Here is an 8850-nt window from a genome sequence, read left to right on the forward strand (position 1 = left end):
ATAAAACAAAAAAAGTAGCATAAAAGGATAAAAAATGACCAATATCGAAAAATGTAAATAAATATATATAAAAAAGACTATAAAAAAAGGATTTCAAGCTAGCGATAAAAAAATGTATAAATGTTAAATTAACATAGTAATCATTTTAGTTGAGTTTAAGTATAAAATTCAACTACCTAAAAAATAGACGGAGGTAAAGACTCGTGCAAATGACAGCAGAAAAGGTAAAAGAAAATAAGAAGCCAAAAGTTAGTTCCTCATTATTTTGGGCTTCGGCTTGCTTTACAGCAATATTTTCTATCTGGGGAGTTGTAGATCCAGATAGTTTAACAACAACTTTATACAGTTGGACATCAAGATTTAATAATGATTTTAACTGGTTTGTAATATTAATGCCTTTATTAATATTAGCTTTATGTGTATACTTAGCATTTGGTAAATTTGGAAATGTTAAGTTAGGTGGAAAAGACACTGTGCCAGAATTTTCAACATTCTCATGGATGGCTATGTTATTCACAGCAGGTATAGGTGTTGGGTTAGTTAACTTTGGGGTTGCAGAACCATTAACTCATTTTATGCAATCACCATTAGGTTTAGCAGGTGGTTTTTCAGAAGCAGAAGCAGCTCAAAATGCTTTAAAATTAACATTATTCAACTGGGGATTACCAGCATGGGCTATATATACAATATCAGGGCTTGTAGTAGGATACTTTACTTATACTAGAGGTGCAAAATTCCTTCCAGGAACACCGATAGAACAAGGATTTAAAGATAGAAAATGGAGTAAGCCAGTTGCTTACGTAGCTAACTTAATGGGTGCATCAGCAGCAGCTCTTACTATGGCGGCATCGGTAGGACTAGGTGTATTCCAAGTTAAGAATGGTTTAACAAGTGTATTCGGAATGAACCTTGAAGGAACTACTCCGTTATTAATAATATTAGCTCTTTTATTCGTAGTCTATACATTGGCAGCTATATTACCTGTTCAAAAAGGTATGAAAGCTTTAGGTGATATAAATATAGTAATAGCAATAGCTATACTGTTATTTGTATTCTTCGCAGGTAGAACTGATTACTACATGGGAACAATACTTACTACTTTAAAAAGCACTTTCACAGATATACTTCCAATAAGTTTCGAAAACTTCGCTTTATTAGATAAACAATGGTTTAATGACTGGCCAATAACTACTCTTATGTGGTGGATATCATGGACACCATTTATAGGAATATTCATAGCAAGAATATCTAAAGGTAGAACTATAAAACAAATAGTTACAGCGTCAATACTTGTACCAACTATATTCTTAGTTGTATGGTTTAGTGTATTTGGTGGACATGGGTTATTAGATGCTATAGCAGGAAATGCAGAAATAGCAAACTATATGATAAATAATCCAGATGATGTTTACTTATCATTTATAATGGTATTACAACAATTCCCGTTATTTACAATAACAGGAACGTTATTTGTAATATTAATAGTAGTATTCTTATCAACATCAGCAACTAGTTCTGTCATATCTTTAAGTATGATAACTAGTGATGGTGCAGAGAATGCTCCTCAATACAGAACTGTAATATGGTCAATAATAATAGTACTTATTGCATCAGCAAATTTAATAGCAGGTTCATTTAGTGGAGTTAAAGCTGTTGCCATAGTATTATCAATACCATACTTATTTATATTCATACTTTCTATGTCTGGATTTGTTAGACAATTAAGAAAAGATCATGGAGGAAAAAAATAATATGAAAATACCAGGAATAGTTCCAATAGCACCAGAAGCAGTATTAAGTGCAGCTCAATCACCAGTGGAAAATATTGTACAAACATTATGTATAATGGCTTTTATGGGATTTATAGTTTGGTCAGTAAAGTTAGTATTTGAATAAGAAGTACTAGAAATAATATAAATAGAATTATTGTGATAGTTATGATTTAACAATAGATTTTAAGTAAGTATAAAGTGAAATAAACGTCATATTGACGTTTATTTTGCTATTTATAAATGAAAAGGTGATTTATTTATAGTAATAATGGGTAAATAAAATATGCAGTAAAAATCATAAATATAAGTATTTATGAAATTATTATTTTATAAATACATGTCAGCAAGGAGTATATTTTATGGCAAATAGTTTTAATAATAGGCAAAATAATATTGTAATTGATAAGTTTGTTTTTTTAGGTAGTTTATTTTTAGTTATAGGTTTAAGTATACCTATGTTATTTTTAGGTGATATAGGAGAAGAATTTATAAGATCTATTAGTGATTATTTAATGACAAATTTTGGGTTCTTAAATATTCTCATAGGCCTTTTTGCTATAGGTATATGTATTTATATATGTTTTAGCGAATATGGAGATATTGTACTTGGAGATAAAAATGATAAACCTGAGTATAAGACCATAAGTTGGGCAACTATGATGTTTTGTGCAGGGATTGGTTCAAGCGTAATGTATTGGGGTGTAATAGAATGGATTTTCTATTATGTAAAACCACCTTTTGGAATGGAAGCGGGCTCGTGGCAAGTTGCTGAATTTGCAGCATCTTATGGAATATTTCACTGGGGTCCAACAGGATGGGCATTATATGTTTTACCAGCATTACCAATAGCATACTGTTATTTTGTTAAAAAGGAAAATGCTTTCAAAGTTAGTCATGCTTTAAAGCCTATTCTTAAAGAAAAAGCAGATAGTTATTTAGGTAAAACCATAGATATAATATTTATATTTGCATCAATGGGGGCATGTGCAACAAGTTTAGGGCTATGTGTACCAATGGTATCAACAGGTGTAAGTGAAATATTTAATATGAAACAATCTACAAACTTAAGTTTAGTCATATTGTTATTGATAGTAGCAATATTTACAATTAGTTCTTATTTTGGACTTAAAAAAGGAATACAGGTTTTAAGTAATATAAATGTAGGCATAGTAGTTGGTATTTTACTATTTGTATTTATAACAGGACCTACAGTTTTTATAATAAAAATGGGAGTGACAAGTATTGGAGTAATAGGTCAAAACTTCCTTAAAATGAGTACCTGGCTAGATCCAATCAATAACTCAGGATTTCCAGAACGTTGGACAGTGTTTTATTGGGGATGGTGGGTAATATCAGCTCCGATAATAGGAATGTTTATAGCAAAAATCTCAAAGGGAAGAACTATTAGACAAATGATATCTGGAGCTATTATATATGGAACTTTAGGATGTGCTTTAGTATTTGTGATACTTGGTAACTATGGACTATACTTACAGATTAGCGGAACATTTGATGTCATATCATATTTACAGAATTTTGGTGCAAATGCTACTATATTCAAAATACTGGGGATGTTAAAAATGGGGAAAGTAGTTATATTTTTATTTACAATAGGCGCAATAATATTTGCATCAACAACATTTGACTCAATATCATATATTATAGCATCTTGTACAGTAGAGCATTTAGATGAGAATCAAGAGCCACCTAGATGGTCTAGGTTATTTTGGGCAATACTTCTAGCTTTAATACCATCTATATTCATACTTATAGATGGCCCTTTAGAAACAATACAATCTTCAACAAATATAACTGTAATACCAGGAATCATTTTAATGTGTTTACTTACATGGTCATTTTTCAAAATGGCAGAGGAAGGAAAAGATCATATTAGATAAAAGAGCTCGATAATTTATCGAGCTCTTTTATTTATAAGGTATTTATCTTTTGTATGTTCTTTGGATAAAAGATAAATTGATAATTGAGGTTAAACTTTATTTATTTCTATTAGTTTTAAGCTACCTAAGATTATGTGCTCTTTTAAATGTAAAGAGTTCTCTACTGAAGTATCAGAGAATTTTAGGCCGATACTTTCTTTTGATTTCAGAAATCTTAATACCTCTCGATTTGAAACAGAAGGTTTTCCCATTTTTATCCACTCGTCATATATGGAACCGTTCTTTTTATTAAAAATATAAGATTTTATACTATACTTACCAGGTTCCAAATTTATTTTTAAATCTATAAATTTAGTTTTTAATTTAGCATTTTTATATAATTTATCATAATTTTCACTTTTATGATTAAAATAGTCTGGTATATTTTGATGATTATAAAGTAATATGCTATAAGAATTTTGCTTTTTAGTTATAATATAACCACTTCCGCAGTCAACTAAATAACCATTTAATTTACTTAATACAAACAAAGCATTAAAACTTGGTTTATTTATGCCATTGTAAGTAAGCATGCCAGTATCACCTTTGAATAAACTTAAGTTGCTAGAACTATCTATAAAATTAAATTGAGAGTCACACTCACAATAGTCATTTAGAACATTATGAACTATTTTTGTGGCTTTATAGCTAGTATCATTTAAATAGTGATTCTCTGCTTGTTGAATAAAATAAGTTTTTATTTTCATTAGTTTTTTAGTTTTCATTAGTAAAATTCTAACAAAATCTTTAGTATCTAAGAAATCTTTTTCTGAAGCATATACAGAGATAAAGTTGATTTTTTTGTCTTGTATATATTTTATAAAATACTCTTTGTGGAAATTACTATTAATAGTAAAGTCTATGCCAAAGTTTAGTTTTGATAAAGTTGGAGTTTCTGCAATTAAATCTAAGATGGTTCTATAGAATTTAATCATATTAGGATAATCTTTTTCCACAGAAGAAAGTTCAAACTTCCATTCTCTCACTGACTCCAAATCATACTTATTTATACAAAATAATATAAAAGACTCCAGTCTAGCAAAGAATTTTTTTATGGATTCTTTTTTTACATCATATTCAAGTTTTAAAAACGGAGTAATATGAATATTTGAAAAAAAGTCTAAAACACTTTCTAAATTGTACCAGTTATAAGTATTTCTAATTGAATCGTAATCATACATGGATTCATTAAAAATACCAGCAAATTTTATAAAATCAGGTTTGATCAACTCAATACTTTTAGTAAAATATTTTTGCCAATTGGAGTTTAAAGCATCATAAACGTTATCAAAGTAAAAAATCTTTTCAAAGTTCACCCAATTTTTTTTAGAAAAAGATACACCATTTATCTCTTTAGTAATATACTCAACCCTAGGATTACTAAATTGATTGCTTTCGTATTTTTGTAAATAATCAATAAATTCAGCAATGTTTTTGCTTGGAAGGGTACTATTACTTTCAGTCATATTATTAGCAGATGTATAATTTTTTCTATAAACAGATGGAGACATATTATATTTTTCAAAGAACGTATTTCTATAAGACTTTAAAGATGAAAATCCATGATCTAAGGATAAATCAAGTATGCTTTTATTAGTATTAACAAGGTCATACATGGATTTTTCCAATCTAAAATTATTTAAGTATTTTATAAAACCCACGCCCATATATTTATTAAAAAATCTAGAAACATAATGAGTGCTTAAATATTCTCTTTGGGCTAAGTCAGATAAAGTAATTTTATTAGTATAGTTTTCATTTATATATTGCAAGATTCTATTGAATCTTTGATGATATACAGATAAGTCAGGTTTATCTAAACTGCATTCCAAAGAAAAATTATCTATGAGGTGTTCTACCAAGCTAAAAGTATTTTTTAATATCTTAATTTTGTCTAAATTATTATTATATAATGTAGACAACATAATTGAAGAACACAATGAGAACATATTATGGTATTTTTCTTTACTATCTGAATCTATATCTATAATTAATGAAGTGTTGCAAGAAAAATATAATTTATCAAAATTAGTATAATATTTTTCAAAGTAGTGAGGATCAAAGTATAAGCTTATAATTAAGCTATCTTCTGAAATATTATATAGTTTGTGCACTTCAGAGCTATTGATTAAAACTAAATTCTCTCCATCTAGATTATAAGTAGTGTTTTTTATATCTAAATTGGCACTTCCTCTTGCTACTAAAATTATTTCTATATCTTTATGCCACTCAGGTTCATTGTCTTGTTTATCAAAAAACTGAATGTTTATGGGTAAATTGTTGTCATAGTTCAAAAATTTGTAATTCATCTTATACCTCATTAAAAAATATTTATATAGATTTGATAATACTACAAAAAACAAAAAAAGTATATAAATAATGCAAAAATTGTTGTATTTAGTGTAAATACATTGAAGAAGTCAATAAACCTAAGGAATTATATATGCATAAGGTAACGATTGCCAAGGAAAAAGGTGATAATATATATCATGTCAAGATGATTATTTGACATGTCAATCAATGGAATTTAACTATAATAAAATTTGCCTTTGTTAAGTTAAATATAAAAAATTTTCATAGACCAAAATTGATTTACATTCACAATAATGTGCTCATTGAGTGTTGTAAATGCAAATCTTTCCCATAAAAAGATTTACAAAGGTTATAGTTAAATTCCATTAAACTTAAGGTGGCTATTATAGAAACGGAATTAACCTTATATTATGTCTAGATGAACATACTAGAATTGCAAAATTTTGATTAAGTAATATTTTGAAAAAATGAGGATAAATAGGAGAGATGACAATGGGAGAAATGTTAAAATATCAAAATGAATTACAAACTTTGCCTATACCAGAACTTAAAGACACACTAGCAAAGTATTTAGAGTGGATAAAACCATTATTAACAAAAGAAGAATTAGAAAATACTAAATCAATAGTAGAAGAGTTTGGAAAGTCTGGAGGAATAGGTGAAAAACTTCATCAAAGGCTGTTAGAATATAAAAATACTATTAAAGATAATAATAGCTGGTTATTTCCAATGTGGGATGATATGTACTTAGAAGGTAGATGTTCAATAATACCTGATGTGAGTTTCTCAGCATTATTAAATAATAAAAAATATAAAGAAAAATACTCTTTAGAAGAAATATTAGCTAGAGTAGCTTACAGTACAACAGGAATATATCATCAAATAGTGGATAAAAGTTTACCAGTTGATATGATAAAAGGAAATCCTTTATGTATGGAACAATATTTAAGGATGTTCAAAAGTATGAGAATGGTTAATGCTAATAGGGATGAATTCTATGTAGGGAAATTTGATAAAACAAATAATTACTGCGTAGTATTCAAAGATAATAATATATATAAAATAATGTTAAGTGATGAAAATGGTCAAAGAATAGGTATAAGTTCATTAATAATAGCATTGGAATCATTAAAAAATAATAAAGAAGTAGAAAGTTTTAATCCTTTCCTATATACCTCAACTACAAGAGATTTAGGGAAAGAAATTCTTGATCAAATTTTAGTGACAGAGGAAAACTTAAGAAACTTCAATGAAGTAAAAGATGCTTTATTTGTTATGTGTATAGATAAAGGATACAAAGATGTAAAAGAATCAACAAAAGATATTTTATTATCAGATGGTAATAATAGATGTTTTGATAAGAGTGTTCAATTTATAATAAATGAATCTAAAGAAATAGGAGCAAATATAGAGCATACTGGATTTGATGGTTCAACAATGTTCTCTGTTCTTGAATTAATAAATAATGATTTAGAAACAGGAATAATAGATGTTGATTCAATTAAAAGAGTTGTATTCCCTAAAAAATTAGATTTTTTATTAAGTAGAGATGCTAAAATATCGTTATTTAAATTAAAGGAAGAACAAAGAGAGAAGGAAGAAGCTTATCACTTTAATTTTGAATATTTTACTGAATTTGGAGGAAACAAAGCTAAAGAATTAAAAATGAGCCCTGATGCATTCTTCCATATAGCCCTTCAAACAGCGCAATATAAGACTTTTGGAAAAATAAGAAGTACTTATGAGTCAGTTGCTGTAAGAGAATTTAGACAAGGAAGAACAGAATGTGCTAGATCTTCTAGTATGGAAAAAGCTGAATTTGCAAAAGCTTTCGTAGAAAAAAATGTAAGTGGTACTGAACTTTATAATTTATTACAAAGTGCATCAATGTCACACGTTGCAAGAATCAAAGATTGCAAAAAAGGTCTTGGTGTAGAAAGACACTTATTTGGACTTGCTCAAATACAAGCTAGATTTGGTTCAGAATTAGGAATAAATGAAGTGCCTGAATTATACACTGACAAAGGATATAAGGAATTAAAATATGATTTCTTATCCACAAGTGGAGTTGGTGGAAAATATATATCTCATTGTGCTTTTGGACCACAAACTATTGATGGTCTTGGAATATTTTACACGATGGGAAAAGATGAAATAGTAATAAACTCAGCAGCAAGAATTGAACAAAAGGATAAGGCTGATGAATTTGTAAATAATTTAATGTCATCATTTATAGAAATCAAGGAATTTGTTGAAGAGTATATGCAAGCAGAAGAAGGCAAAGTATTACAAGTTTTTTAATAATTAACATTAGGTTATTAATTTGTTATTTATAAATGTTTTAATTACAGTAAGCTGAACAAAAGCTATTATGTAGTATATATTTTACCCAAATATTTATACTATCTATATAAAACTATTATTCAAATAAATATTGCCATGTATTTATTTGAAACCCTAAAAGTGATAAAAAGGTGAGCAAGCCATGCTCACCTTTTTACTTTTAAGAATTATATTTTTCTAATAAAGCTTGCTCTCCTATTTCAACTAATTTTTTGCTTATTTGACTTCCAACTTCTTCGCCTGATAATACATTTTTGCGTGATCTATTAAATGTGGAGCACTACTTTCTACTTTATCATTAACATTATTATAACTATAGTTATATTATTGATAAAATATAGGATGTATAAATACATGATGAATGTAGTTAAGGACATATGAATAAAAAATATTTTAGAAAATTGCTTGAAGAGATTAACTAATAAAAAATGATAATAACTATTTAAAAAAGAGCATATTAATAGTAATAGACATAGCCAAACTTT

General features: G+C 27.7%; 5 protein-coding genes. 4 read left to right on the plus strand and 1 reads right to left on the minus strand.

The genetic code is table 11. The annotated features are described in order from the left end of the window. The first annotated feature begins 209 nt into the window (after positions 1-209). From NSA58_RS11495 to NSA58_RS11505, 3 genes are all read left to right on the plus strand, one after another. Positions 210-1751, plus strand: a complete 1542-nt coding sequence (locus tag NSA58_RS11495; protein ID WP_139045003.1) for a BCCT family transporter — start codon at positions 210-212, stop codon at positions 1749-1751. 1 nt (position 1752) lies between these two features. Next, positions 1753-1896, plus strand: coding sequence for a hypothetical protein (locus NSA58_RS11500; protein ID WP_161791952.1), 144 nt, complete (start codon positions 1753-1755; stop codon positions 1894-1896). Between the two features lie 235 nt (positions 1897-2131). Then, positions 2132-3670: a BCCT family transporter gene (locus tag NSA58_RS11505; RefSeq protein WP_052233170.1), complete on the plus strand. Its 1539-nt coding sequence runs from the start codon at positions 2132-2134 to the stop codon at positions 3668-3670. Between the two features lie 89 nt (positions 3671-3759). Here the strand turns inward: NSA58_RS11505 and NSA58_RS11510 are convergent, their stop codons facing one another. Further along, positions 3760-6018, minus strand: a complete 2259-nt coding sequence (locus NSA58_RS11510; RefSeq protein ID WP_257560485.1) for a helix-turn-helix domain-containing protein — start codon at positions 6016-6018, stop codon at positions 3760-3762. A 496-nt stretch (positions 6019-6514) separates the two neighbouring features. On the opposite strand from NSA58_RS11510, the gene NSA58_RS11515 reads away from it, so the two are divergent. After that, positions 6515-8323 carry a choline/carnitine O-acyltransferase gene (locus NSA58_RS11515; RefSeq protein WP_039681352.1) on the plus strand — a complete coding sequence of 603 codons (1809 nt, stop codon included), beginning with the start codon at positions 6515-6517 and terminating at the stop codon, positions 8321-8323. Positions 8324-8850: the final 527 nt, after the last annotated feature.

Source organism: Terrisporobacter muris (genome assembly GCF_024621905.1).
GTDB classification, from domain to species: domain Bacteria; phylum Bacillota; class Clostridia; order Peptostreptococcales; family Peptostreptococcaceae; genus Terrisporobacter; species Terrisporobacter muris.